Origin of the sequence: Sphingobacterium griseoflavum, from assembly GCF_014653155.1 — a bacterium.
Taxonomy (GTDB): domain Bacteria; phylum Bacteroidota; class Bacteroidia; order Sphingobacteriales; family Sphingobacteriaceae; genus Sphingobacterium; species Sphingobacterium griseoflavum.
Genome location: NZ_BNAF01000015.1, coordinates 73,082 through 99,525, shown reverse-complemented (window position 1 = coordinate 99,525; position 26,444 = coordinate 73,082). Strand labels below are relative to the sequence as shown.

General features: G+C 45.4%; 19 protein-coding genes and 1 rRNA gene. 6 read left to right on the top strand and 14 right to left on the bottom strand.

Annotation, left to right across the window (positions count from 1 at the left end; all coding sequences use genetic code 11):
* From IE165_RS16930 to IE165_RS16915, 4 genes are all read right to left on the bottom strand, one after another.
* Positions 1–293, bottom strand: a 16S ribosomal RNA gene (locus IE165_RS16930); the annotation flags it as partial.
* 560 nt (positions 294–853) lie between these two features.
* A complete protein-coding gene (locus tag IE165_RS16925) occupies positions 854–2,062 on the bottom strand; it encodes an MFS transporter (protein ID WP_189627826.1) in 1,209 nt (402 codons plus the stop codon).
* 9 nt (positions 2,063–2,071) lie between these two features.
* Entirely contained in the window at positions 2,072–2,719 is a 648-nt protein-coding gene (locus tag IE165_RS16920; protein WP_189627825.1) for a FadR/GntR family transcriptional regulator, read from the bottom strand.
* Between the two features lie 84 nt (positions 2,720–2,803).
* The gene (locus IE165_RS16915) at positions 2,804–3,007 is read right to left on the bottom strand and encodes an Lrp/AsnC ligand binding domain-containing protein (protein ID WP_506004874.1); all 204 of its coding nucleotides are present in this window, start codon (positions 3,005–3,007) and stop codon (positions 2,804–2,806) included.
* 71 nt (positions 3,008–3,078) lie between these two features.
* Here IE165_RS16915 and IE165_RS16905 point away from each other — a divergent pair, with 71 nt between their 5' ends.
* Together IE165_RS16905 and IE165_RS16900 are read left to right on the top strand one after the other, a co-directional pair.
* Positions 3,079–3,564 carry an MFS transporter gene (locus tag IE165_RS16905; RefSeq protein ID WP_373297927.1) on the top strand — a complete coding sequence of 162 codons (486 nt, stop codon included), beginning with the start codon at positions 3,079–3,081 and terminating at the stop codon, positions 3,562–3,564.
* Positions 3,565–3,610: 46 nt separating this feature from the next.
* Positions 3,611–4,330, top strand: coding sequence for a 3-ketoacyl-ACP reductase (locus tag IE165_RS16900; RefSeq protein ID WP_189627822.1), 720 nt, complete (start codon positions 3,611–3,613; stop codon positions 4,328–4,330).
* 207 nt (positions 4,331–4,537) lie between these two features.
* On the opposite strand, the gene IE165_RS16895 is transcribed toward IE165_RS16900, so the two are convergent.
* The 5 genes from IE165_RS16895 to IE165_RS16875 form a co-directional block, all read right to left on the bottom strand.
* Positions 4,538–5,710 (bottom strand): chloride channel protein, encoded by a 1,173-nt coding sequence (locus IE165_RS16895; RefSeq protein ID WP_229826621.1) that lies wholly within the window; start codon positions 5,708–5,710, stop codon positions 4,538–4,540.
* Positions 5,711–6,000: 290 nt separating this feature from the next.
* Positions 6,001–7,851: a glycoside hydrolase family 2 protein gene (locus IE165_RS16890; RefSeq protein ID WP_229826620.1), complete on the bottom strand. Its 1,851-nt coding sequence runs from the start codon at positions 7,849–7,851 to the stop codon at positions 6,001–6,003.
* Between the two features lies 1 nt (position 7,852).
* Positions 7,853–9,511 carry a sulfatase gene (locus tag IE165_RS16885; RefSeq protein WP_229826619.1) on the bottom strand — a complete coding sequence of 553 codons (1,659 nt, stop codon included), beginning with the start codon at positions 9,509–9,511 and terminating at the stop codon, positions 7,853–7,855.
* A 267-nt stretch (positions 9,512–9,778) separates the two neighbouring features.
* Entirely contained in the window at positions 9,779–10,879 is a 1,101-nt protein-coding gene (locus tag IE165_RS16880) for a glycoside hydrolase family 43 protein (protein WP_229826618.1), read from the bottom strand.
* The gene (locus IE165_RS16875) at positions 10,876–12,000 is read right to left on the bottom strand and encodes a family 43 glycosylhydrolase (protein ID WP_229826617.1); all 1,125 of its coding nucleotides are present in this window, start codon (positions 11,998–12,000) and stop codon (positions 10,876–10,878) included. Before IE165_RS16875 ends, IE165_RS16880 begins: the two co-directional genes overlap by 4 nt.
* Before the next feature lie 96 nt (positions 12,001–12,096).
* Here IE165_RS16875 and IE165_RS16870 point away from each other — a divergent pair, with 96 nt between their 5' ends.
* The 4 genes from IE165_RS16870 to IE165_RS16855 all read left to right on the top strand — a co-directional run bounded on the left by IE165_RS16870 (position 12,097) and on the right by IE165_RS16855 (position 18,256).
* Complete coding sequence (locus tag IE165_RS16870; protein ID WP_189627820.1) at positions 12,097–15,213, top strand: ligand-binding sensor domain-containing protein; 3,117 nt, start codon at positions 12,097–12,099, stop codon at positions 15,211–15,213.
* Positions 15,206–15,991, top strand: coding sequence for a response regulator transcription factor (locus IE165_RS16865; protein WP_189627819.1), 786 nt, complete (start codon positions 15,206–15,208; stop codon positions 15,989–15,991). The genes IE165_RS16870 and IE165_RS16865 overlap by 8 nt, the downstream gene beginning before the upstream one ends.
* A 111-nt stretch (positions 15,992–16,102) precedes the next feature.
* The gene (locus IE165_RS16860) at positions 16,103–16,918 is read left to right on the top strand and encodes a ZIP family metal transporter (RefSeq protein WP_189627818.1); all 816 of its coding nucleotides are present in this window, start codon (positions 16,103–16,105) and stop codon (positions 16,916–16,918) included.
* Between the two features lie 693 nt (positions 16,919–17,611).
* Positions 17,612–18,256 carry an HAD family hydrolase gene (locus IE165_RS16855; RefSeq protein WP_229826616.1) on the top strand — a complete coding sequence of 215 codons (645 nt, stop codon included), beginning with the start codon at positions 17,612–17,614 and terminating at the stop codon, positions 18,254–18,256.
* Between the two features lie 256 nt (positions 18,257–18,512).
* Here IE165_RS16855 and IE165_RS16850 read toward each other — a convergent pair whose 3' ends face one another.
* From IE165_RS16850 to IE165_RS16830, 5 genes are all read right to left on the bottom strand, one after another.
* Positions 18,513–19,928 (bottom strand): Gfo/Idh/MocA family oxidoreductase, encoded by a 1,416-nt coding sequence (locus IE165_RS16850; protein WP_189627816.1) that lies wholly within the window; start codon positions 19,926–19,928, stop codon positions 18,513–18,515.
* Between the two features lie 18 nt (positions 19,929–19,946).
* Complete coding sequence (locus IE165_RS16845) at positions 19,947–21,353, bottom strand: 3-keto-disaccharide hydrolase (RefSeq protein WP_229826615.1); 1,407 nt, start codon at positions 21,351–21,353, stop codon at positions 19,947–19,949.
* Positions 21,354–21,601: 248 nt separating this feature from the next.
* On the bottom strand, positions 21,602–22,957 hold the full coding sequence (locus tag IE165_RS16840) for an FGGY-family carbohydrate kinase (RefSeq protein WP_189627815.1): 1,356 nt from the start codon (positions 22,955–22,957) through the stop codon (positions 21,602–21,604).
* A gap of 10 nt (positions 22,958–22,967) precedes the next feature.
* Positions 22,968–24,242, bottom strand: a complete 1,275-nt coding sequence (locus IE165_RS16835; RefSeq protein ID WP_189627814.1) for a sugar isomerase — start codon at positions 24,240–24,242, stop codon at positions 22,968–22,970.
* Positions 24,243–24,317: 75 nt separating this feature from the next.
* On the bottom strand, positions 24,318–26,426 hold the full coding sequence (locus IE165_RS16830; RefSeq protein WP_189627813.1) for a bifunctional aldolase/short-chain dehydrogenase: 2,109 nt from the start codon (positions 26,424–26,426) through the stop codon (positions 24,318–24,320).
* Positions 26,427–26,444: the final 18 nt, after the last annotated feature.

Genomic DNA, 26,444 nt, shown 5'->3' with positions numbered 1-26,444 from the left:
TAGACATCGTCGCCTTGGTGGGCCGTTACCCCACCAACCAGCTAATGTCACGCGAGCCCATCCATATCCTATGAATATTTAACTGTAACATGATGCCAAATCACAGTGTTATGCGGTCTTAATCCGGATTTCTCCGGGCTATCCCCCTGATATGGGCAGGTTGCTCACGCGTTACGCACCCGTGCGCCACTCTCACTGCCGTCGAGCAAGCTCTCCGGCAGATCCCGTCCGACTTGCATGTATTAGGCCTGCCGCTAGCGTTCATCCTGAGCCAGGATCAAACTCTCCATTGTAAAAATGAATTGTCCGATACCAAGCTATTTATCAATAAATAACCGGAACCGTTTTTTTTGTCTCTTACGTTCCGTGATTGACAGGTTGACTTTATTGTTATTGTATAACTTTCGTCTCCCGACTACTCGTTACGCTACATGATCATCTTTCTTAAAGAACTTTTCTCGCCGCCGCGTCGCGCTTTGGCTTTTTATATATCGTGGCATCACTGCCCGAACTATCTTATTTGTTTCCCTCCTTCTCGTTGGGACTGCAAAGGTAGAAGACTTTTTCGGTTCCGCAAAATAAAGTTGAACTTTTTTCAACGCCCTTTCGGGCCTTTTAACCGTGGAAACGCCCTTCGTTAAAGGCCTTTTCCATCTTCTGTTTTTCGCTTTTCAATCGTCCCTCCCTTGCGGAGTGGTGCAAAGATAGAAACTTTGGCATATATCCTGCAAATTATTCCAGCTTATTCATTCGCCATAGACCGCAACAAGCTGGTGTAGTGAAGGATAATTTACGATCGGAACCACCTTATCCCAAAAGCCTACAAAAAAACACCGTAAGTACGCCATTACATTTATCTACCTTTAATGTCTGGCAAAAACCAAGTAATTATACCGATCAATGGAAGATAAGCACATACTTGAAACACATAGGCGATACTTGTTTTATCAGCAAGATACCCTAATGATGCCGATCCAATACCTCCCATTCCGAAGGCAAAACCAAAAAACAAGCCGGCAATGGTTCCCACTTTCCCGGGAACCAAGTCCGTTGCATAAACCAATATTGCAGAAAACGCGGAGGAAATGATCACACCAATAAGCATGGCAAGCCCCACGGTAGCAATCAAACCTACATGCGGCAGTAAGAGCGTAAACGGCGCGGCACCAAGGATAGAAATCCAAATTATCAACTTTCGACCGTAACGATCACCCAAAGGGCCACCCAATATCGTGCCTACCGCAACCGCCGCAAGAAATGCGAACAAACAAATCTGCGATTGCTGAACACCTAAACCAAATTTATCGATCAAATAAAAGGTAAAGTAACTACTCATGGACGCCATGTAGAAATATTTCGAAAAAATAAGGATCAACAAGATGACAATAGAGAAAATTACCCTACCCTTTGTTAGCCCGGGAGCATAAACAGAGGAGGCGGGCGAAGCGATACGGCGTTTCCGTTCGGCCAAGTTTTCTTTGTACCATCGACCGACAATGGTTAAGACAACGATGCCCAAAACAGCAAAGAAGGCAAACCATCGGATATTAACCTGACCATAGGGTATGACGATCAAGGCCGCCAAAAGTGGGCCGATGGCACTCCCTGCATTCCCTCCGACCTGGAATATAGATTGTGCCAGACCTTTGCGTCCGCCGGAAGCTAATTGCGCCACACGAGATGCCTCTGGATGAAAAATCGACGAGCCTACGCCTATCAACGCAACGGAAGCCAAAATAAAGATGAAATTGCTGGCAACAGATAAAAGGAGCAATCCCAACAAGGTGAATCCCATCCCAATGGCCAGCGACTGCGGATTAGGTCTTCTATCTGTGTAATTCCCCACAAATGGTTGTAAAATGGAAGCCGACAGCTGAAAAACGAGCGTGATCAATCCAATCTGTGTAAAGCTGAGATTAAAATTCACTTTCAACATCGGATAAATCGATGGAATAACAGATTGCATCAGATCATTCAATAAATGACCGAAGCTAATAGCAAATAAAATACTGTAAATAGTGTTTCTTGTAATCGGCTCTGCCGATGGATGTAGTGCTTTCATAATAATGGATTAGACGGCTTCAATAATTTCGTGAAGAACAGCGCAAGCCTGCGAAACATCTTGGCGTTCGATGGCAAGAAACAGCTCCTCATGCGAATGCTGCGTTTCGACAAAGACAGTTGTATCGAGATACATGTGCTTGAAAGCAGTAACGATATGCTTAGACGAAGCTCTATACAGCTCGCTTAGCATGGAATTTCCACAAGCGTCAGCTATAGCTTGATGAAAGGCAATGTCGGCCTCAATACATGCCACTAGGGCATTTGCATCGGCTTCGATCTTACGTTTTTCCAAAGCTCGCGCTATCTTTGAGAGATCGTCATCGCTACGCTGTCGGGCTGCCTTTTCTGCTATACGCACTTCCAACAACTGCCTTACCTCCAACAAATCTGTTAAAGCGGCTCGCTCAAAAGCTTCACCGAGGTCCTCCCTTCCCTCGCAATCAGCGACAAATGTTCCGACCCCCTGCTGCACGTTGAGGTACCCCTGATTGGCCAAAATCCGTACAGCTTCGCGCACACTGGAACGCCCCACACCGAACATTTTCATTAACGCAGGCTCTATGGGCAGCTGACTATGCAGCGCCAATTCACCGGATTTTATTTTAGCTCGAATACGTTCAGCTACTTCTTCCGCTAGTGATGTTTTCTTAATCATAACTTAATTCATCTGATGATATGATGATACGGCAAAGATAAAAGAAAGTATCTGCCGGACAAGTAGCTTATGAACAAAAAAATCCTAAAGAATTTGTTGCGACTCTTTAATCGTGTTCATCACGAAAATACTCTTGGTTTGCCCAATACCGTCAATTTCTGATAAACGATTAACAAAAAAATCATGAAAATCGTCCATGCTGGAAGAGATAATCTTCAACATGAAGTCAAAGTCGCCGCTGATGTTGTAGAACTCTATCACTTCAGGAAGTTGCGCAACTTCCTGAATAAATTTTCCTGCCGTTTTCTTATTGTGTACGCTCAGCGCAATATACCTCGGCTTCCGCTGGACTTCTCTTGGTGCCCTTCAGTGTCCTATCGGCACTGATCGCTAAATTTTTGATACCGACACTCAGCAAAAAGCTAGTTCCTGCCAAGCTGGGTATCTTAGGCATGTGCTGCATGTTCTGCGGATTGAGCTTACTGCTAATCGCAACGTATACCCACCACCCGTTGGTACTTGTTTTGTGCGGCGCGGCATGCATCTCGGAGATCGGCATGACAATCTGCTTCACAAGTCTATCGGTCTTGGGTGTCAAAGATGTAGAAACACAACATTATGGGATGGCCGCCAGCTTGACCAGCACCAGTTATTTCTTGGGTGCAGGCATCGGGCTCTCGTTCTTGTCACTTTTGGCGCAATGGTTTCCCAGCGGACTTGCCATTGGGCCTGCCAGCCTGGTCGTTCTGCTTGGCTACGCTTTTATAGCCATATGCCTGCTCCTATACCTTACCTCCGCCGATAAACGTGTTCTTGCGAAAACATTACAAACAGCAAATACTTAACCGCTTGCAATTTTCCCTATTTTTACCTAAAAAATAGCTTATATATATGACTACATTAAAGGGAAAAACAGCCTTGATCACTGGAGGTGGACGAGGGCTTGGCAAAGCTACTGCCATTGCTCTAGCAAAGGAAGGCGTCAATATCGCTGTGACCGGCCGAAACGAAGAACAACTGAAAAGCACGGCAAATGAGCTTGAGGCATTCGGCATCAAGGCGACTTATGCGGCTTTCAATGTCGGAAACCAAGCGGAGGTAGAAGCTGGCATCAGGACCATTCATCAGACTTTTCCTCGTATTGACATCTTGATAAACAATGCTGGAATAGCGGCATTCGGCACCGTAGAGGACATGCCCAGCGAAATCTGGGAAAATATCATTCAAATCAATGTGCTCGGCGTTTACTATGTGGCCAAAGCTGTTGTGCCCATCATGAAAGCGCAGGGGCAGGGCGACATCATCAATATAGCCTCCACCGCCGGGCTCAAAGGGAGTGCCAATTCATCAGCCTACAGCGCCTCAAAATCTGCCGTCATAGCGTTCTCGGAATCGCTGATGTACGAAATGCGGAAAGAAAACATCCGCGTAACGACGCTGACACCGAGCACCATCGCGACCGATATGACTATGGTGGATTTAAAAATTACCGATGGAAATCCGGAAAAGATCTTGCAGCCAGAGGATTTTGCAGCACTTATCATCGATGTATTGCGATTCAATAGACGTGCGCTCCTTGCCAGCGCTTCTATATTTTCAACTAATCCCTAAAAAATTTACAAGTATGCTAATGGCAAAAGCTAAACATTGTAATTTTGGCATAGATTTTGCTTCTGAATTACTTCATAATTTAGGTTAATAATTGGTTTTGAAGTCCCAAAGTCGCCCGACTTTGGGCTTCTTTTTTGTTATCAAGCGACGATGCATGCCCCTTACCGACGACGCTTGCGTTCCGACATGTTGGATGCGATCCCGCCGTCATCCCTGATAGGAATAAACGTTATACGAGCATATTTTCTTGGAGAGCATATAGGCCGAGAAGGCTGCCATTCCCAGCGGGAACAACAATTGATAGCCATTCGGCGCCAGACTACAGATCAAAAATATGGCGGTCATGGGACCATGTATAGCCGCTGCCAATGTCGCTGCCGCCCCGATAAGGGCAAAATTGACAACCAAAAACTCGAATCCCAAATAGGTGTTACACAGGTAGGCAAAGAGAATACCGAGAAAAGCTCCAGCGACAATACTTGGCGCAAAAACGCCACCATCACCACCCGCACCTAGCGTCAATGATGCGGCAATTGGCTTTAACAAAAACAGTGCAGCAAGCGTGAGCGGAAGGCTGCCTGGAAGATGTATACCGCTAAATGTAAATGTTCGCAGCATATCGACCAACCCATGATAGCTATCGCCATAAAGGCTAGGGAAGCCTACAATCAGGATACCTACAGCCAACGCACCAAGATTGACACGCAAAAAATTGTTTGATATACCTGAAAACCAGTGCTTACAAAAGATGACAATCTGTGTAAAATATGTCGCCAACAAACCAGCAAGCACGGCTAGCAACATCATGTAGGGAAGCGCCTTCCACTGCCACACCGCAGCAGACATCGGAATTAAATAAGGTGATCCGACGTACTGAATAAAAAAAAACGCGATTAAAGCGGACACGGTTGCGCTAACCACTACCTTTTTCTGAAATTTCTTGGCTATCACTTCGATCGCAAACAGCCAGCCTCCAATGGCACTTCCAAATAGTACCGTCACGCCAGCGACTACGCCAGCGCAGATGCACGCTTTCTTAAACGCCAACGGCATCAATCTCCGTTTGTAAATTTGGTTGCCAATCGTTGCCGTCGATACCACCGTAGAAACCTCGATTCCAGTTGATCCACCAAATACCACCGTCAAAAATCCGTTGATAAAATGAGAGGGGATTTTAAATACCGGAAGGTGGTCTTTTCGCGTCTCCAATGTTGTATAAATTTCTTTGATACCCTTATTCTTCCTATTATGAAAAACATATTTACGCAGAAAATAAATAGCGGTGATACCCATAGATGGCAGTATCACAAACAGATATACATGCTGTTGCTGCGCGCCGAGAAAAAAAAGATGTTGTGTATACTCAGTGAGTTGTTTCAACAAGAAAGCAAGTAAACAACACAAGAAGGCGATGACGGAAGAAGCCAGGACTAATTTAAAATAGCTAAAAAAAAGGATTTTATTTCGCATAACGATCTAATTGCGATACAAAGGTAGAAACAAATCGATTGATTAGCGATAGCTGCTCGAAAACATCGCATCAGACGGTACGTTTTATTGCGCGAACTTTGCGTTATAGCGCCGCGAGCGGAGAAAGATATGGAACGCTTTACGAAATTGGAAAAGGGGCCTAGGATGTCCTGACCCTAAGCACCCTTTTCTCGACTAAACTACTTAGCTACATCGACACTGTACAACTTGCTATGTATATTTTTGAGGGTAGCCTCTGGAATTTTGATCACTTTCCTGTCGTAGGTCATGAGCCCGTTTGTTTCTACCTCGACATCCGTTGTCTGCGTATAAACACCGGCAGATAAGCCAAGGGGAACGAGGCTTGTCAAGTTAGCAATGACCTCCTCATAACGCTTCTGTAGTTCTTCTTTGTTTTTGAAAGATTGGTAGCCCCAATTGTCTTTCTGTTGCCAAGTATGGCCCTCCACGGGCAGCCCCAGGCCACCAAACTCGCCCAAGGCCAGAACAAATTTATCACCGAAGATAGTGGGATCTGGCATGGCGGCATCGGGATAATTGTGGATATCCAAAATATGGCCGGTATACGAAAAGTTACCGCCACTTGCACTGTTCACGAGCCGCGAAGGATCAGCTTTCATCGTCCATTCCGTAATCTCTTTGGTTTTAAATTGCCCCCAGGCTTCATTAAAAGGCACCCAAATCACGATACTAGGAAAGTTGTGCAGTGCCTCCATGATGCTTTTCCATTCTTTTTTATAGATTGCCTCCGATGCGGCACTCCGCTCTTTATCGTGCTTACCGTTCGAGATTTTGCCTGGTTGCATGTCCCAAACATTTCCGCCAAGATCGCCGCTAGGCATATCTTGCCACACCAAAATTCCCAAGCTGTCACAGTGACGGTACCATCGCGCTGGCTCTACCTTGATATGCTTACGAATCATATTGAATCCCATTTCTTTGGTTTTCACGATATCGAATTTCAAAGCCTCATCCGAAGGCGCAGTATGCAATCCATCAGGCCACCAACCTTGATCGAGCGGACCGTAATGAAAGACGAATTTATCATTTAAGAACATCCGTTGAATGCCTTTCGCATCTTTGCCCACGCTCATTTTACGCATGGCAAAATAGCTATCTGCTTGATCGATGACTTTGCCCTTGCGCATTACTTTCACTTTTAAATCGTATAATTTGGGACTGTCCGGGCTCCAGAGCTGTGCATTCGAAATTTGCAGCGTCGCATCATTGCCCGCCGTAACGGACTTCTCTGCTATTTTCTTTCCCTGATCGTATGCTTCCAACAAAACCAGATCGCCGGCCTGCGCCCCCTCGACGTCCGCTGCTACGTGCAACGAGGACGCGTCTACATCTGGGGTTTGTTTTGTTTTCGCAATATAGGTGTGCGGAACACCTTCCAACCATACCGTTTGCCAGATTCCCGTCACAGGCGTATACCAGATCCCATGTGGATTATTTATTTGTTTCCCGCGAGGCTGTGGCCCATCACTTGTTGGATCCCAAACGCGAACGCTCAACTGTTGCTTTCCTCCTTTTTTCAGGACAGTTGTAATGTCAAATGAAAACGGGTCAAATCCACCTTCGTGTTGCCCCACGTGCTGTCCATTAAGGTATACGTCGCATTGCCAATCCACAGCGCCGAAGTGCAAAAGCACTCTACCCTTCTGCAGCTTCTTATCGACAGAGATTTCGTTGTGGTACCATAGGGCCTGATCTTTGTTCACACTTTTACCTACACCTGAGAGTGCAGACTCTACCGCAAAAGGCACCAAAATATCGCCGTCCCAAGAAGAAGGGATCGTTATTTCTCCTTTGTCAGCAATTTTGTATTTCCAAAGCCCGTTTAGGTTTTGCCAATTCCCCGTACGTTTCAATTGCGGACGGGGATACTCTGGATGTGGTTTCGAAGCATTTAGCTGCTCGCCCCACGTCGTTAAAATTTTGTCTCCAGCAGGCTTCCATTGTTGTGCAAAGCTCAGGGAAAAGGAACTGGCAATCACACATGCCAAGGCCATCGTTTTTTTCATCATCTTATTTTGTTTTCTCTTCAAATTTCACTTCTCTCTTCACGCTTTCCGGACGGAATGGTGCCGGTCGAGGCTCCAGTTCCAGAGCCTTCTTCAATTTTAGGAAAGCTGGATGATCCGCACGCCATGTATTCTTCTTCTCCACCAGTCCATTTTTATAATCATACAATTCGTAGGTCGGCGTGCCTGCCCCCCCAAAGGATTGCCAGGCGATCAGTCTATATCGATCATTGCGAATGGCCCGACCAAGTTTTCCATCGCGTGGAAAACAGTGGTATACATAATCTTTTGTTTCCGTTGTCTCGTTCATTAATAAAGGCATGAAGCTTTTTCCATCCAGTGGCTGTTGGGTCGATTCGACATCGATTCCGCAGAGCTCGGCTAAGGTCGGATAAATATCCACGGTTTCGATCAATGCTTTAGTTTTCACTTGGCCTTTCAGCGTTGGATGACGGATCAACAAAGGGATACGATTGGCGAGTTCATGGTTGACATGTTTGGTCCACATGCCCATCTCGCCCAATAAGTAGCCGTGATCCCCCCACAGCACAACAATCGTGTTCTCATCCAAACCCGTAGCATGCAGTTGTTGCAGTACTTTTCCGATCTGTTCGTCTACATAACTCACCCCTGCATAATAACCATGGATGAGCTTCCGTGTCAAACTATCTGGAAAAGGGTCGCTCTCTTCCGATGAAGGAATCCCCAGATACTGCACAATTTCTCCATCCCTTTTATTGGCATAAGATGGAGATGCTGCGGGATTGGTCTGTATGGCAGGCATGGGCAGATCATTCACGCGATATCGATCCCAATATTTCTTAGGCACAGAAAACGGAAGATGGGGTCGTGCAAAACCTACGGCCAAGAAAAACGGTTTATCCTGCTCCTTGAGATAGGCTAAACGTGTTGCTGCCAATTGCGCTACCCTTCCGTCAGCGTAGGTTTCATCCGGAACATCCAGACATTCCCAAGGCGCACCTTTGCGCAATTTATTTGCTTCGGACCAAGGAATATTGGCGAAAAGCGCTTCCTCACGCGTTTCTCCTTTCTTTGATTTGTCGGCATACTCGACGACCAGATCGTACGCATGTGCGTCTGTCCACGACCGCTCGTCGTTATACGTATTGTGTCCGATATGAAACACCTTCCCTATCGCCGCCGTGTAATACCCATTTTTTTTAAAATGTTCGGGCATCGTCGTGGCTTCGGGATAAAAGTCGCGAAAAGCGCGACCAAAGTCGTACAAACCTGTTGAGGTAGAACGTGATCCGAGCAGCAGGTTGTAACGCGATGCTACACATACCGCTTGGTTGCTATAGGCACGTTCGAAAACGTAAGCCTGTTGGGCAAATCGATCGATCTGTGGGCTTTTGGCCACGGCATCTCCATAAACCCCCAGTGCAGGCCGCAAATCGTCTACCAATAGAAACAGTACATTATACGGTTTTTGTTTCTTTGCCTTCACCGCCATCTTTCGGAGGCTTTTTGTTTCGGCATTTGCAACCGTTAGCGGAACGTCAGTTTTGGTTGCAGCACGCTCATCGAAAAACGGCAGTTCTGTATTTTGCGCCCGCACCCACCCTCCACAAAAAGAAAGCACCAAGCAGAGGCAAATGCTTGCGATCTTCTGCTTACTTGATCTTTTCAATGTGACTATCATATAGGATGTTTGTTACTCCATTTATTCCCACGCCCATTCACCATACGGGATGATGACAGCTGATCAGCGACATCTAAGCGTACGGTTAAATTTTCATGGATAGTTTCGGTCGTATGTTTATAATCGTGTAAACCAAAGGTAGGCTCTCATCTCGGGAAAATATTTTCAAATCAGATCAATTTATCAACAAATCGTATCATCGCTGTGTCCCCCGGCTCCATTTCCCAGCGTCGACGCTATCCCATGTCGGCTTCCTTTTTTTTCTTCCTACCTTATCTTGACTGGCCCGACGGTAGGCCCTTTCACCTGCAAACGACCGTCTTTGTTAATCTCTAGCGGGTCTATAAACACCAAACGCTGATCGCCTGTTTCTGTCGTACGTCCGTGATATACACATAAACGCTTCCCGTCTTTTGTCAGCAATATGCTATTGTGCCCTGTTCCAGAAACAACACCACCCTTATTTGTATTTTTCTCTAAAATGGGATTAAACGAAGATTTTACAAATGGCCCGAGGGGATGTTTGCCGGTTGCATAGCCTACCGCATAGTTTTCTCCGGCGAAATGATTCGCAGAGTACATCATATAGTAGCGTCCATCGTGCTTGAAAAGATACGATCCTTCGGTCCAACGGCGGTTTACTTCCCCCGATGTTACGGAACGACTTTCCCATTCCGCCTGTTGATCGTTCATAGCGACGGGAGGTCGCAAGAGCAATTTGGGCTGGCCAGCAACGCCCGAAAAATCAGCTTTTAGCTCGACCCCATATACCCAACTTTCTTCGATCTCTTGGTATAGCCCCTTGTCTTTGGCCCATTTTGAAATTTCGGATTGCACGGGATGCTTGTAGCAACAGCGCGAGTAGTACAGGTAACATTTTCCATCTTCGGCAAAATAGACATTTGCGTCAATGATTGGATAGCCTGGATCGAAAAGCGGCTTACCTGTCAGATCTTCGAAAGGGCCGGTGGGTTTATCAGCGACAGCTACTCCAATTCGGTAGTTTTCCAACTCATGATTTGGGTTTTCTTTCCAGTGGGCGCTGTAAAATAGATAATACTTCCCGTTGTAGGCATAGACCTCTGGCGCCCAAAAATCTTTCGTTCCCCAATTTTTAGATTGCGCGGAGGAGTAAACCACGCCTTGTTTTTCCCAGGTCTTCAAATCTGTGGAGGCATATGCCACGAAGCCGTTTTCCGTACCACCGGTACCATATAGGTAGTAGGCATCAGACACTTTATCGTAAAGAATATAGGGGTCTCCCAACGGAATGTCCAAAGGATTGTTGGTTTCAAGGTGTTGACCAAAGGCGATCAGGATTTGCAAAGCTAAAGCGATCCCTGTCAATAGGAGATTCTTTTTCATCATTTTTTGTTAAATAGAGGGATTTTGTTTTCTTTGGAACTAGGCGTACCTGCTTCCATGCGTGGCCAGCCATCTTTCCAAAGTAAACGGTCTAACATCAAAACGCGGCGGCTCGCTCCAGAGCTCACCTTGTCGTTTTTTTTCCATATGGCGTGGTACAACAGCCAATCTTGGTTTGCGTCGTCAGTAATAATTTTCGCATGGTGGCCCGGACCAACGAACAGCGCATCGCCCTGTAGCAGTAAGGTGCCATTTCCGCGTTCAGTGATACGTTTGCCAGCGCGATCTAAATAGGGGCCGGCAAGGCTTTTGGATCGGGCTGTAAAGACTTTATATTGGCTGTTAGCCCCTTCGCAACAACTTCCTTTTGATCCGAAAAAATAGTAGAAACCATCCCGATAGTGTATCATAGCAGCCTCCCAATCGCCCGCCGCGAGCTGAATCTTCTTTTCGGCGGGCATGACTTCGCGTCCGTCTGACGAGAGCTCAATGATGTGAATCCCTTGGTTTGGCCCTTTCCCAAAACTTCCCCAAATCAAATAGGGTTTACCCTCCTCGTTAAAAAATGAAGGATCAATAGAATTCGGGACACCCATCTCACGCGAAGTAAACAACTTTCCCTGATCAACGAAAGGTCCATCAGGTTTGGAAGCTATGGCCAATCCGATGCCGGGGTCAGGATCTCCCCAAAGGGAATACGAGTAGTACAGGTAATATTTCCCATCAATAAGGTTGATATCCGGCGCCCACAGGCCGCCATTTTTCTTCCAATCGGGCTTTTTTGTGAATACCTCGCCCGCGTACTCCCAATGAACCAAGTCCTTGGAACGCAGCATAGGCATAAGGCGGCTCCCCTTTCCATCACCCCAATTATCTTGCGTTCCATATGCGTAAAACACACCTGTCCCAGGCTCGCGAATCACTGTTGGATCGGCCAAAATAGGTTCAAAAACAGGATTTTTATACGTAGAGCTGGTATCCAACACCGGCCGCATATTGTTGCCCGCGACTAGCGCACCCTTGCCAAAAACACATATTACAACCAATAGAACAGCCAACAATAATAACATATGGTAATGACCACGAGGTTGCCGCGGTGCAGCCACACCTAGGTTTATTTTCATCTATCAAATTTGTAAAATGATTTTGGCAAAGCATTGCTTATTTATTTCAATAAATCACTATTTTGTCTCAAAATGTAGGTATAACCAACTGAAACCATGCCAAAACAACTCCTTATTATTGTTAGTTTATTTCTCTTTGCAACAATTGGTAGAGGGCAAAGCTACTATTTCAATCATTTCGGGGTCGACGAGGGGCTATCAAACAACGCGATACTGTGCAGCGTTCAAGATAAAAATGGCTTTTTATGGTTTGGCACAAGAGATGGCCTAAATCGTTTTGACGGCTACACCTTCAAACAGTTTTATAGCGACACCGATAGCAACAACGGATTAGGCAGTAATTTCATTCACAGCCTGATGGTGGATCGCAACAACCATATTTGGGTAGGAACCGATCAAGGAATATACATTTTTAACCCTTTCCTCGAACTGTTTTCAGCTTTCAGAAGTGAACATCAGGGCGAAATACTTCAGATCGAGGAGGACACAAAGGGCAATGTGTGGTTTATCTCCAACAACCGGCTGTTCTGTTTTCAACCCTTAATCGGACAACTGAAACAACATACGGACATCAAGGATCAGGTAGTATCGGCTTTCGGTTTTGATCAATACGGTGACGTATGGATCGGCGGCAATCGGACTATCAAAAACCTAAAAACAGGCGCCTCTTACGTTCTTCCCGTAAAGCACGACGCACCCCAGTGGATTGAAAAAATCTATAGGGACGATCGGCAACAACTTTGGATCGCGACATCCAAGCACGGGCTCTACACATTTGATCCCAGTAGCGGCACAATCGTACATACACTTCCCGCTATCGATCGAAATCCATTATTTGTAAGGGATATCCAACAGGCAGATGCCGAAACTTTTTGGATAGCGACAGAAAGCGGTGTTATGGTATACCATCGCAGTAGCGGCAAATACACCAGGCTTCGTCAACAGGCAGACCACCCTTGGAGTCTTTCCGACAACGCGGTATACACCATCTGTAAAGATCACCAAGGCGGATTATGGGTCGGAACATTTTTTGGTGGACTTAATTATTATCATCGGCAGCACAATATCTTTCAAAAAATCTTCCCCCGCTTTTTACAAAGTTCTATTCAAGGGCATGCTGTCAGAGAGATTACACAGGACAAACGGGGACAGATATGGATCGGGACAGAAGACAATGGGCTTTACGCCTGGGACAAACGCCATGGCATATTTCACCGCTTCAACACCGAAAATGGGCTATCACACACGAATATTCATGGCTTGGCGCTTGCTGGCGATAGTCTACTGGTGGGCACCTTTGACCGTGGACTCGATATACTGGATACTCGAACCCACAAATTGATCAAACATTTTGATACGCAAAACAGTCCTGGTCTGAGCAACAACTTTATCTACCAAATTTATCGCACAAAAAAAGGACGTATCCTGCTGGCCACTGCGCGGGGCCTCTGCGAATTCTTCCCTGGAGAGGATCGATTTGCGTTGGTGAAACAAGCCCCAGAATATATATTTTACACCTCCATCTTTGAGGATGCACAGGAGAACATTTGGCTTGCAACGTGGCGCGACGGTCTTTATCACATCAATCATGAGACTGGGCACACCAAGATCTATCTACATCAAAAAGATGATTCGACAAGCTTGAACAGCAACCGGGTCAATCGTATTTTCCAAGATAGTTTTGGACATATTTGGATCGCTACCGAAAATGGACTCGCGCTATGGACCAGCGAAGGAAAATCCGTACGTCGGTTCACAAAGGCAGATGGCCTGCCCAGCAATCTCATTTTGGCCCTACAAGAAGATAAAAACCACAACCTGTGGATATCGACCACCCGTGGATTGGTACGGATGCACCTTCCGGACTTCCGTCTTCACATTTATGACAAGGAGTCTGGACTGCTGGACTTACAATTCAACTACAATGCTACGTTCAAGGATACTGACGGACAACTCTATTTCGGATCCTCGTCAGGCCTCATTCAATTTCATCCAGACAGTCTGCTTAACAACAGCTATAACGCTGCCCATAGCCCGATCTACATTACCCGGATTCAAGCACTACAGCGCGATCTACGTGTTGGGGGGCCAGGGCCTGCCATCGATTCATCCGTCACGTATCTGCATAAAATTGTGCTTGAGCATGATGAATCCACTCTCCGTATCGATTTCGCCGCCCTTCACTTTTCTGCGGCACAATCCACAGCCTACATGTATATCTTGGAGGGCTTCGACAAGGAGTGGACACTCCTTCGCAACAGCCATACTGCCCACTTTACCAAAATACCTTCTGGCAAATACACCTTTCTCGTGAAAGCTGTCGATGCAAATGGACAGGCGCTGTCGGAGGAAAAAAAGCTACAAATCGAAGTTTTGCCCCCCATCTGGGCAAGTATACCGGCTCTTATTGCCTATGCGTGCATAGCCAGTATGGTTATCTACTACATATTCCGATCCTATGACAGGAAAATCAAGGATCAAAATCGACGTCGCTTGGAAGTGATCAAAACCTATCGGGAGCGTGCGCTATTTAAAACCAAGATGGATTTCTTTGCTCGTATTGCGCATGAGATCAAAACGCCACTAACGTTGATCAAGGCACCATTGGAGCGCATCATGCATAACGATCAGACGGATGTAAAAACGGAAAAGCTTTTGAAAACCATGCAGCAAAACACCGAAAAACTCGTCAACCTGACCAACCAACTGCTGGACTTTAGGCAGATTGAAAGTAGCGAATACAACCTTAAACTAGCATGGCATAACATCAACCAACTTGTTACCGAGCGTCTTCAAGAGTTTCAACCGGTCTTTAACCAACGAGACTTGAACCTCAGCTACCAGTGCCACGCCACTATTGATGCGTTTGCTGATATTGACATTTTGGGAAAGATTCTCGATAATCTTCTAACGAACGCAAGCAAATATGCCGAAGCGATGGTCATTGTTCAGCTAGGCTTCACGGCGAGCCAAACTCATTTTCGCCTAACGATCAAAAATGATGGGCGGCTCCTTTCCAAATCCGAAATAGACCATATCTTTAAACCTTTTCACCGTGCTTCGGAACACTATCAAATAGAGGGATCGGGACTTGGACTAGCATTGGCCCATTCCTTTGCAGAGCTACATCGAGGCAATTTAATTTATTTAGATAACTCCGAAAATTTAAATATATTCGTATTGACTATACCGATACGAGGAACCTATGGCTAATACAAATCAACTGAAGCCCACGATTGTGGTTGCCGATGACCACCAAGAAATTTTAGATTTTATCGCGGATGATCTGAGCGATCATTACCATGTCCTAAAAGCGCTAGATGGTGCCCAAGCTTTGCAATTTTTAGAAAGCCACCCCGTCGATTTGATCGTAAGCGACGTGATGATGCCGAGGGTTGACGGTTATGAACTGTGTACGCGACTGAAAGAAAATTTACATTTCAGCCATATTCCGTTTATTATGTTAACGGCTAAAAACAGCCTACAATCAAAAATCGAGGGACTGGAGTATGGTGCAGATGCTTATATCGAAAAGCCCTTTTCACCCACTTTTTTGCAAGCACAGATTACCAGTTTGCTACGCAATCGACAACACGTACGTGCCCACTACAACCATTCACCCAGCAGCCCGATGCAGAACACGGCACTGAACAAGTCCGACAGGACATTTTTGGAAAAGATTAACCTTCTCATCCTTGAAAACGTCACCGAACAGACGCTTTGCGTCGATCTGCTGGCCGACCGCATGAACATGAGTCGCCCGACGCTGTATCGTAAAATCAAAGCCTTATCCGATCTCTCACCAAATGAGTTGATCAATGTAACGCGCCTGAAAAAGGCTGCAGAATACTTGAACGATGGCAACTACAAAGTCTATGAGATCTCCAGCATGGTCGGTTTCAGTTCTTCCTCCCATTTTATCCGTAACTTTCAAAAACAATTTGGCATTAGTCCGAAAGAATGGAGCGAGCAACGTAGGCAATCATCCTAAACACGAATTTTTGGCTGGCTGAGGGCAAGTACGACAAAAATCAGCAGATTGTTGCCCGAACTCGCTTAACTTTCTATTTTTGCGGAGATCAAACGTGAAGGTCTACTATTTATGGAAGCACTTATTGCATATTTTTCGAACATACACCCCGTACTAGCGGCTTTTTATGCCTCCATCTTTACTTGGCTTTTGACTGCCCTAGGCGCCTCAATTGTATTTTTCTTCAAAACCATGAATCGCAACTTTTTGGACGCCATGCTGGGTTTCACGGGTGGGGTTATGGTAGCGGCTAGTGTATGGAGCCTGTTGATCCCGGCCATCGAGATGAGTGATGGCGATGGTTTTTTACAGGTGTTGCCCAGCATTCTTGGCTTTCTGTTGGGGGCAGGTTTTCTCTTTGCTTTAGACAAGGTTCTCCCACATTTTCATGTAAATTTCAAACAGGTTGAAGGAGTAAAATCACCTTGGCAAAAAACGACATTACTGGTCTTGGCAATCACCTTGCACAATATTCCAGAAGGTCTTGCTGTCGGGGTGTTGTTTGGCGCGGTTGCCGCGGGCATTCCAGATGCCAGCATCGGTGGTGCTGTAGCGCTGGCTCTAGGTATTGGGCTTCAAAATTTTCCTGAAGGCATTGCTGTTTCCATGCCGTTACGTGGCATGGGGATGTCTCGACGAAAAAGCTTTTATTATGGACAGCTGTCAGCTATTGTCGAACCCATGGCTGCCGTGCTGGGCGCACTCGCTGTAGGGTTTTTTACACCTGTACTGCCTTACGCCCTTGCCTTTGCGGCCGGCGCCATGATATTTGTCGTCGTGGAAGAAGTGATACCCGAAGCCCAGCAAAACAAAAATTCCGATTTAGCGACACTAGGCTTTATTGGCGGCTTTATCATGATGATGACCCTAGATGTGGTTTTGGGCTAACATGAAGCAAACGGTGGTTTCCAAAAAAATCCTGAAGCAGGTGCTTCAGGATTTTTTCTACTAACCAATTATTAACTAACCTAATTTATGAAAAAAATTACTCTATTGCTACCTATAAAACGTAGCGGTATTTGAAATAGTATCATCTATTCTTGTTTTAACATCTTTTAACAGGCTGCGTTTCCACCGGAGACACCGATCCCTAAAGAAATGGATCAACGACACTAGAACGCATGATATGAGAGCATATTTCGGCAGATCATGCATGGTATCGAAGTCATAAAAATGCATGCCCATCAATCCTCGAACAGGCGTTAGAGGACTTCTGGGCATTCATTTGATAACTAAACAACATATATGAAAAAGCAGGCTGACTAACACAGCCTTCTACTTTCCAAAAGAAAAAATGCGTTTGAGATGATTAATCGACTTTTTCGGCACGTACGTGTATCTGCTGCTGCATGAAACCAATCTGAACGAAATCCTCTAAACAACATGGTTGAATGTAGCCGTCATCCTAACCGCTACAAAGTCTATAAAGATAGTATTTAATTATGAAAATGCAAATATAAACGTGTTAAATTTATAATTTTTTTTAAAATACAGCGTATGTATTATAATTGTTTAAACAATTATACCGCGATACGTACTCATCTTATCCTGTATTACCTAATCTTTCGTAGCTTTGCCGTCATGAAACTTATCATATTTGATTTGGATGGGACGCTTATCGATAGCCTCTTAGATTTGTCAATCTCCTGCAATCGAGCCCTGCAGATGAATCAATTCCCGACCCATGACACAGCTGCCTACAAATATTTCGTCGGAAACGGCGTCCGGACCTTAATTGAACGGGCGCTTCCTGAGGAATTACGAGACCGCGCGACCATAGAAAAAGTAAAAGAAGATTTCATGATCCATTATGGCAGACATGCTCAAGATAATACAAAAGCCTATCCTGGTATTCACAAATTACTTCACACGCTTAAGGAAGAGAACTATCTGTTAAGTGTTGCATCGAATAAATACCATGAAGCAACGGTTGCTTTAGTAGCACATTACTTCCCGGAAATCAAATTTGACTTAGTTCTTGGCCACCGTGTGGGGAAACCAGCAAAACCCGATCCAGACATCGTCCATGACACGCTACGTATGCTAGATGTAGATCGGAAAGATTGTTTTTATCTCGGTGATTCATCAGTAGACATGCTTACCGCAACACGGGCTGGTGTAACGGCAGTAGGAGTAACATGGGGTTTCCGAACAGAAGAGGAACTTCGCGCAAATGGAGCTGATCTCATTATACAAAAACCAGTTCAACTATTATCATTTATCTAAAATAGCCAAATAATTTATAAAAAATGCCGCTTTGAGACACTATAATCAAAAAAATGTCATTTAAAACTTATTTTTGTAGTGCTACTATGCGGTTTAGCAAAAAAAAAACGATATTTGTGTCATCATAATTTAGGTTTATAATTGGTTAGCTAAAGGTTTTCATTCTCCCCGTTTGAAAACCTTTTTTTTATAAAAAAATACGGGCAATTACGCCCGTATCTCATCATTCTATTACACAATTAAAGAAACGATATCATTATACGCGATAGTATTGTTCCCAACCTTTGGCCGGTGGTGGCCCGATTAATAATGCCTGTGCGAATTTGTCGTTCGTAACCTCTCTTTTGATGGGGTCAAAAGCAAGCTTCGCATTTAATCGCTGCGCAATGACGCCTAAGCAAAATACCTGACTTAATGGGCCTCCTATATCAAATGATGAGCGCGTTTTCTCTTCCCCTTTACATGCTTTTAGGAAATTAGCGAAGTGATTAGAGGGAGATCGCTGCACCTGTGGCAATTTTGCGGCCATATCCTTTGCTTTATCTTCTGGAATAATCTGTAAGGTACTGCCGTGCGAACCTCCTTTGAACGTCAATCCTTTACCATAAATTATCTTCCCGGGATTAAGCTTTGCAGGCTCCATTTTACCGGTGCTTGGTGGCGGGATGTTTGGATCGAGTCCTGAGACGCCATAGCCTTCGGGAATAGGCGGAAGGTTATCCAAGCCGTCATACCAATTGATATCCAAAGCCGGCATCTTTTTGCGTGCTGCAAACCGGAATTTCAGGGTAGACGACATGGGAAAAAAGAACGAGTTATGTCCATCCAAAGCGACTGCTTCCACCGCGGTCGGTAGACCTAAGTCCAAAAACTCATGGGCCGTATCCAAAATATGTGCTCCCCAGTCGCCCAATGCTCCCATGCCAAAATCAAACCAACACCGCCACTGTCCATTGATGAAATCCCTATTATAATTATGGCCTAAGGTCTGCATTTGCCAAAGTTCCCAATCCAACGTATCAGGGATTTTTTCGGCAGCAGGAAAACCCTTTATATTTGTATCCCAACCGTGCCAACGTCGTGGCATATTCATATGCGCATCAATACGGGTAACATCCTTGATTATCCCAGCCTCTTTCCAAGCTTTAAACTGGAAATAATTTGCTTCGGAATGCCCTTGATTTCCCATCTGTGTGACCACTTTAGGGAATTTTTTAGCCTTTTGCATCATGAGCTCTACTTCCCAAAACGTGCGTGCCATAGGTTTTTCCACATATACGTGCTTCCCAAGGTCGATCGCCATCATTGTTATGGCGAAATGCGCAAAATCCGGAGTTCCAACAGTCACCGCATCTATTTGATTCCCCATTTCATCGAACATCTTTCGGAAATCCTGATACCGTGGGACGTCGGGAAACATCGCGATAAGCTCTTGTGTGTGCTTCGCGCCCATATCCACATCGCAAAGGGCAACAATGTTACATAGGCCCGTTTTATACAATTCCTTAATAATTTCACCGCCGCGGTTACCGATTCCTATACCCGCAAGGTTAACACGCTCATTAGCGCCCGCCAACTTTACATGGCCCAGCACACTGTTAGATAACAACATCGCGCCGCCCGCCATAGCCGTACGGCTAATGAAGCTGCGGCGTGATAAATAATGATTCATTTTTTCCATTTTGTTGCCCTACTTTACTTTTTTCACTTTAATGCTGCGGAAGGACACTTCGTCGCCATGATCCTGCAACAACAAATGCCCTGTATTCGCTTCTCCGAATTTTTCCCATCCTTTATATTTGCTGATTGCCACCAGGTCTTTAAATGCCTGTGAGCCGCGTTCATAAGAAAGCATTTTTACACCATTGAGGTAATGGGTAACCTGATTGTCAGCTGTAACGACTACCCTTCCGCGGTTCCATTCTCCAATGGGGCGCCGAGCACGCGCATCGCGGTTAGATGTTATCAAATCATACAACGATGCCAAGGTACGATTGCCATCACGTCCAAGTTTTGCATCCGGATGCTTTTCATCATCCAACACTTGGTATTCCAATCCAATTGCAGAGCCTGAGGTTTTTTCCTTCAATGTTACAAAATACTTCACGCCACTGTTCGCTCCCGGGGTCAATTTAAATTCGAAAGAAAGGTCGAATACAGCAAACTGATCTTTGGTGATAATATCGCCTCCGTTTGTGGATTCTCCGCCGTCGGATCTTAATACTTTAATTTCACCATTCTTCACTTCCCACCCTTTACTTGGAAATGCGTCTCCCCCAACACTTCGCCAGCCCTCCGAACTGCTGCCATCGAACAACAATTTATATCCGGCCTTTTTCTCTGCTTCATTTAACACATTGGGCTTTAAATTAACTACATAGACATCTTTCGGGAAAGCCTTAGGCTTGAGATGCTCCGTTTGAATCCGAATATTTTTGAAATACACCTTTTTACCATCTTGGGCATCAGGCACACTATGTACCTGCAGGCCGATAAAACCACTTGCGTCGATTGTATCTACGACATAGGCCACCGGAACACCATTGATCCAGGTACGGAGTTCGTCCCCAATAGCTTCGATACGCATATGGTTAAACTGTTCCTTTTTGTATGCCGTTTTAGCCTTTTCATTTAAATCTAAGGGATAAAGCCAACTCCGACGCGCTTCATCGTATATACCGCCGGTCCAAGCACGTGCAGAAGGGTCTACTTCCACCTGTCTGCCGTAAACCCTACCCCTACCATTGTTGGCGGCAGCATCGATATGGCTCCTTGTTTGCACGCCCGAATTAGTCTGATCACCTTCTAATTTAATGTCCAGCTCTAAAATAAAATCACCGTATTCCTGTTCCGTTATCAAAAAAGAATTCGGTGTCCCCTTAGTCATAGTACCTACAATGGCGCCGTCTTGCACCGTGTAAGGGGCATTTCCTCCAACGGCTTTCCAACCCTGCAGACTTTTGCCGTCAAAAAGATTCTTCCAACCTTTTTTTGTAGTGGGCGACTGCCCTTGGCTCGTATTCGGAAAACAAAATAACACGAACATGCCACAGGCTGGCAGCAATTTTTTGAACGAATTCACGTAGTTCATTATCATGAAAATTTAGTTTGTATATGTTTATAAAAATTGTTAGCGCTTCGTCCATAACAAGCCGTGATCGATTTCCTCCGAAACCCCTCATACGAGCTATATTATGCACTTGCTATGGTTACAAGTATATCAATTATTTGCTAGCATCCCGAGTAAAAAAATGGTTATCTACGAAAACGTTTTAGCCCATTTACAAAAAAAACGTGCAAATAAAGGGTTTGCACGTTTGTTATAGTAGATGATCGGGTGCGTGTTTACGCTCTGTAATAGCGTAGTGCTATAATGTTACTCGGAATAGGCTGGCTATTCCATTCTTTATGGATGACCAATGCTGCTCCGATAGCCGTTGCTTGCGCCATCGAGGCAGCGTAAATCTCCATATCACTAAAGTGCCTTGCCAACAAATTCATAAATATGTTATTTTTGCTAAAACCACCGTCCACAAAAATACGTTTCACGGGCTGAGTGGAAAAGGTTAGCTTCGTTGACGCAACCTGTGCAGACACCAAATAGACCATCAAGGCATGATAAGCCTCTTCATAGCTTGCGAAATTTGCCAGATCTACCGTTTCAAAAGCACCTAATTCTGTCGGAATATCCCTGTCTTGCGTAAGACTTTCTATGACAGACCAGTCAATTTCTATATTTTTAAAGCGTGCGGTAGTGACGTTAAAGTATTCGGCAATACGCTTTGTCTGTACTTCATGTTCATAGCCAGCAAATAAACGAGAGGCTTTCACAGGCGTACCTGCGTACGTCATGTAGAACAAGCAATCCTTCGCCAACTCTTCCTGCGTTAACCCTTCATCGTTAAACGGATTTAAGGATATACACCATGTGCCGGTAGAAATCAACACAAAAGGTTCGTGAAAATTGAGTAGATAGGGTATTAAAGCCGAGGAGCTATCATGCAATCCTACCCCTACTTTGTACGTGCTTCCCGGAAACGCAGCTGAAAAGACCTCGTCGCCCTTTACAATCGGGGCGAGCTTTTGCTCAATTCCAGTATCCTTGACCCATTGGTGATAGCGCTTGTTTTCAAAATCCCACAAGGCAGTATGGCAACCGATACTGGTCATATCGGTATACATCTGTCCAGAAACCAAAAAGCTAAGGTACTGTGGTAGATGGACAGCATATTTTATCTGCTGGAAAACACCGGGTTGATGCTGTTGAATGCGATATACCTGCAGGCCGGAGTTCAGACTTCCCAATGCTGGTGATGCTGTCTGCAGGGAAAATGCCGCTACACCACCGTAACCTTCGTGCAGCGTGCGTTCCAAGTCTTTCGGATAATTTTTGAGGTAATTATAGAGCGGTGTCAACGGACGACCGCTCTCATTTAGATAGACAAAACTTGCTCCGTAAGAGGTAAAATTTATGGCTTTTATATCAAATTCATCGCGCCGGAAGACTTCATGCAGCGAGTCGAAAACTGATAGGCGAAGGCTTTCTAGATTTTCGCAGGCCTCACCGTCTTCATCTTCCGTTTCCAAAAACCGTGCTGAGCGTTCGAAAACGATCTGATAGTGCTCATCGAACAAAAATAGTTTTTTGTTCGTCTTTCCTACGTCGAAAACGGCGACAACCGGTATGCGTGCTTTCCCCATAAATGAAATGCTATAATCCTGTCGCTACCGACTGCGCACCACGCTCCTCAACCAACTTATTTCTAACGTCCAGCTCATTAAACAAGGCCACAGGGTTTAATGCCGCTCCGCGACGAAGACGTGCTTCTGCAACGATAGCCCGTACATCCGTGCGATAAGCATGTTGCAGAATTTCCTGTGCGGCAACAACGTCATTCCGTTGCTGCGCCTCCTTTAATGCGGTACGATCTACCAACAAAGCTTGTGCATAGGCTATCTTTATGGCGTCAACGGACTGCAGCAAATCGACCAATGGATCTTTTAAGTTGTGGGATGCATCAATCATCCAACCCAATCCGGTAGCATGATCTATGCCTCGCGCATCCATTCCATCGACCAACTCGTTGAATATCAAAAATAGCTGGTAAGGCTTAACACTTCCTGCTGTTAGATCATCATCCGCATATTTACTATCGTTGAAGTGGAAACCGGCCAATTTGCCTTCCATCAACAACAAAGAAACGATCTGTTCGATGTTTGCATTTGGTAAGTGGTGCCCCAAATCCACTAACGTATAGGCCTTGTCACCTAACTTATTCGCCAATAACAACGACTGCCCCCAGTCTGCAATTGTGGTGGAGTAAAAATTCGGCTCAAAAGCTTTGTATTCCACAAAGAGCTTCCAATCTTCGGGCAAATGTGCATAGATTTCTTTCAAGCTTTCCAAGGTATTTTGAAAGGCTTCGCGGAAATTTAATTGTCCTGGAAAGGACGATCCATCGGCCAACCAAACCGTTAGCGCTTTTGATCCCAATGCAATACCATGCTTGATTACCTCGATATTGTGCTGGATAGCTTGCCTACGCACTTTCGGGTCTACATGCTGCAACGACCCAAATTTATAACTGTGTTCTTGTCCGGGTTGATCTTGGAAGGTATTGGAATTGACCGCATCAAATGCCAATCCGTAAGAAGCCGCTAGCTCTTTGATTTTTTCAGCATCTTGAGGGATATCCCAAGGAATATGCAGGGAAATCGCGCCACTGGACTGATTTAGGGCGTGCAGCAAACCAACATCTTCGATTTTCTGTTCCAAATTGCCCGGCTCACCTTTCCCCGAGAAGCGACCAAAACGGGTTCCCCCTGTCCCTAAAGCCCAGCTCGGTATGGCGATCTGGAATTTCTCCAATTTGGCGATAACATCTTCTAGGTTAGCGATATCTTCGGCAATAAAGTTGAAGGCACGCTCATGCTTCGCGCGAAGGCCTTCGTTATGTTCTTCTATATCTTTTCTATCTATTCTCATTTGGAAAGTAAAAAGTCAAAATTAAAAAGTCAAAAGATAGCGTTGCATCGGTACAACGCTATCTCCCATTCATGTTTATCTTACAAAGGCCATTGCTACGCCACCATCTACGTTCAATACGTTGCCGGTAGATTTGCTTAAATCGCCTCCCACAAAAGTGAAGCAAGCATTCGCGATATCATCTGGCAAGATAATTTGATTTAATAAGGTACGTTTTGCATAATACGCAGGCAATTCTTCTACAGTAACACCGTATGCTTTTGCACGGCCTTCTGCCCAGCCACCAGCCCAGATATTGCTGTCGGAAATCACCGCATCTGGGTTGACCACATTTACGCGTACACCAGCGGCCCCTAATTCAGCAGCATTCAAACGGCTTAAGTGCAGTTGTGCTGCTTTAGCGCTACCATAGCCGGCATTGTTAGGTCCGCTTACCAAAGCATTCTTACTCACGATATTCACCACATCACCACCAACGGCCTGTGCTTTCAGCACGTTAGTGGCAGCCTGCGTAACCAAGAACTGTCCTTTCACCAAGACATTGTACAACAAGTCCCAGTCTTTTTGGGTATGATCTTCAATGGTTTTGGAGATCGATAAACCAGCATTATTAACAATAATATCTACGCCCCCAAAGACCAATGCTGCTTTCTTAAGCGCTTCTTCGATCTGTTCTTGATGGGTTACATCCAGCTCTGCTGTGGTCACAGTGTCCTTGCCGAACAAGTCTATGAATTCCTGTTCAGCGCCTGCAAGACGCTCGGCATTCATGTCGTTCAACACAACTACCGCCCCCTCGTTTGCAAATTTCTTGGCAATAGCTTTACCTATTCCACCAGCACTACCTGTCACCAACGCAATCTTACCCGACAACGGTTTTGGCTTCGGCATGCGTTGAAGCTTCGCTTCTTCCAACAACCAGTATTCAATATTGAATGCTTCCTGCCGAGGTAAGGATGTGTATTCACTCACCGCCTCCGAGCCTTTCATCACGTTGATGGCATTGATATAAAACTCCGCGGCAACACGGGTTGTCTGCTTATCTTTTGCAAAAGCAAACATCCCTACCCCCGGATATAGGATGATCACCGGATTGCGGTCGCGGATAGCCGGACTGTTCTCGTGTTTGCAGGTCTCATAATACTCGGTGTACATTGCCCGGTAGTCATCGAACAACGGCGCTAACTGTGCTTTTACAGCTTCCACATCGCTCAAGTCTGCGGCTTTATCCAAGTGCAGGACAAGCGGCTGAATCTTCGTGCGCAGGAAGTGATCGGGGCAGCTTGTCCCCAAAGGAGCAAGACGTTCCAAATCATTGGAATTGATATATTCTAATACCTTCTCATCATCGGTAAAATGGCCGATCATGTGACGTTCGCTGGAACAGAAACCACGTAGTATCGGCGCCAATTTTGCGGCCTGTTCTTTTCGCTCTTCGGCAGGTAGGCTTTCCACCTTTTGACCGCCAAAAACAGGCCTGATTTTTCCATAGTTTTGCGCTAAGTATTCCGCGCAAGCTTCAATAACATCCAAGGAGTTTACATAGCTTTCATAAGCGGTATCGCCCCAGGTAAATAGACCGTGCGAACCGAGCATAATACCGCGGATTCCAGGGTTTTCCTCCAAACAGGCCCGCAATTGCAAGCCAAGGTCAAATCCCGGTTTCTGCCATTCTACCCACCCGATCTGTCCATTGAAAAGCTCCTGTGTAATCTTTTTACCGTCTTTAGCCGCCGCGATAGCGATTGCTGCATCGGGATGAAGGTGGTCGATATGTGCGAAAGGAAGAAAACCATGAAGCGGTGTATCGATCGATGGCGCCTTAGAGGCCAAGTCGAAAATACAATGGTTAAACAGCTGAACCATTTCGTCTTCATGCTCCATGCCCCGATAAACCTTCTCTAGATTGCGTAAACGCTCAACATACAATGCGGCTAAGCCTGATTTTTTTAGGGTGCCAATATCACCTCCAGAACCTTTGATCCACATCACCTCCACTTCTTCACCCGTCAAAGGATCTTTGTCGATCAACTTACAAGACGTATTGCCACCTCCGTAATTGGTAATTCGCAAGTCTGAACCCAATAGGTTGGAACGATATAACAATAGCGCAACTTCGTCGCCTTCAAGCGATTTCGCTTTGGTATCATCCCATAAGTAGTTTACGTGTTTATATTCTTTCACAATTCAAAATTTTTTATG

Coding starts and splice junctions, on each gene's coding strand:
- IE165_RS16885 (WP_229826619.1), bottom strand. CDS start 9,511: ATGATAGTCACATTGAAAAGATCAAGTAAGCAGAAGATCGCAAGCATT.
- IE165_RS16860 (WP_189627818.1), top strand. CDS start 16,103: ATGGAAGCACTTATTGCATATTTTTCGAACATACACCCCGTACTAGCG.
- IE165_RS16870 (WP_189627820.1), top strand. CDS start 12,097: ATGCCAAAACAACTCCTTATTATTGTTAGTTTATTTCTCTTTGCAACA.
- IE165_RS16900 (WP_189627822.1), top strand. CDS start 3,611: ATGACTACATTAAAGGGAAAAACAGCCTTGATCACTGGAGGTGGACGA.
- IE165_RS16920 (WP_189627825.1), bottom strand. CDS start 2,719: ATGATTAAGAAAACATCACTAGCGGAAGAAGTAGCTGAACGTATTCGA.
- IE165_RS16880 (WP_229826618.1), bottom strand. CDS start 10,879: ATGATGAAAAAGAATCTCCTATTGACAGGGATCGCTTTAGCTTTGCAA.
- IE165_RS16890 (WP_229826620.1), bottom strand. CDS start 7,851: ATGATGAAAAAAACGATGGCCTTGGCATGTGTGATTGCCAGTTCCTTT.
- IE165_RS16865 (WP_189627819.1), top strand. CDS start 15,206: ATGGCTAATACAAATCAACTGAAGCCCACGATTGTGGTTGCCGATGAC.
- IE165_RS16875 (WP_229826617.1), bottom strand. CDS start 12,000: ATGAAAATAAACCTAGGTGTGGCTGCACCGCGGCAACCTCGTGGTCAT.
- IE165_RS16850 (WP_189627816.1), bottom strand. CDS start 19,928: ATGAATCATTATTTATCACGCCGCAGCTTCATTAGCCGTACGGCTATG.
- IE165_RS16845 (WP_229826615.1), bottom strand. CDS start 21,353: ATGATAATGAACTACGTGAATTCGTTCAAAAAATTGCTGCCAGCCTGT.
- IE165_RS16855 (WP_229826616.1), top strand. CDS start 17,612: ATGAAACTTATCATATTTGATTTGGATGGGACGCTTATCGATAGCCTC.
- IE165_RS16835 (WP_189627814.1), bottom strand. CDS start 24,242: ATGAGAATAGATAGAAAAGATATAGAAGAACATAACGAAGGCCTTCGC.
- IE165_RS16840 (WP_189627815.1), bottom strand. CDS start 22,957: ATGGGGAAAGCACGCATACCGGTTGTCGCCGTTTTCGACGTAGGAAAG.
- IE165_RS16925 (WP_189627826.1), bottom strand. CDS start 2,062: ATGAAAGCACTACATCCATCGGCAGAGCCGATTACAAGAAACACTATT.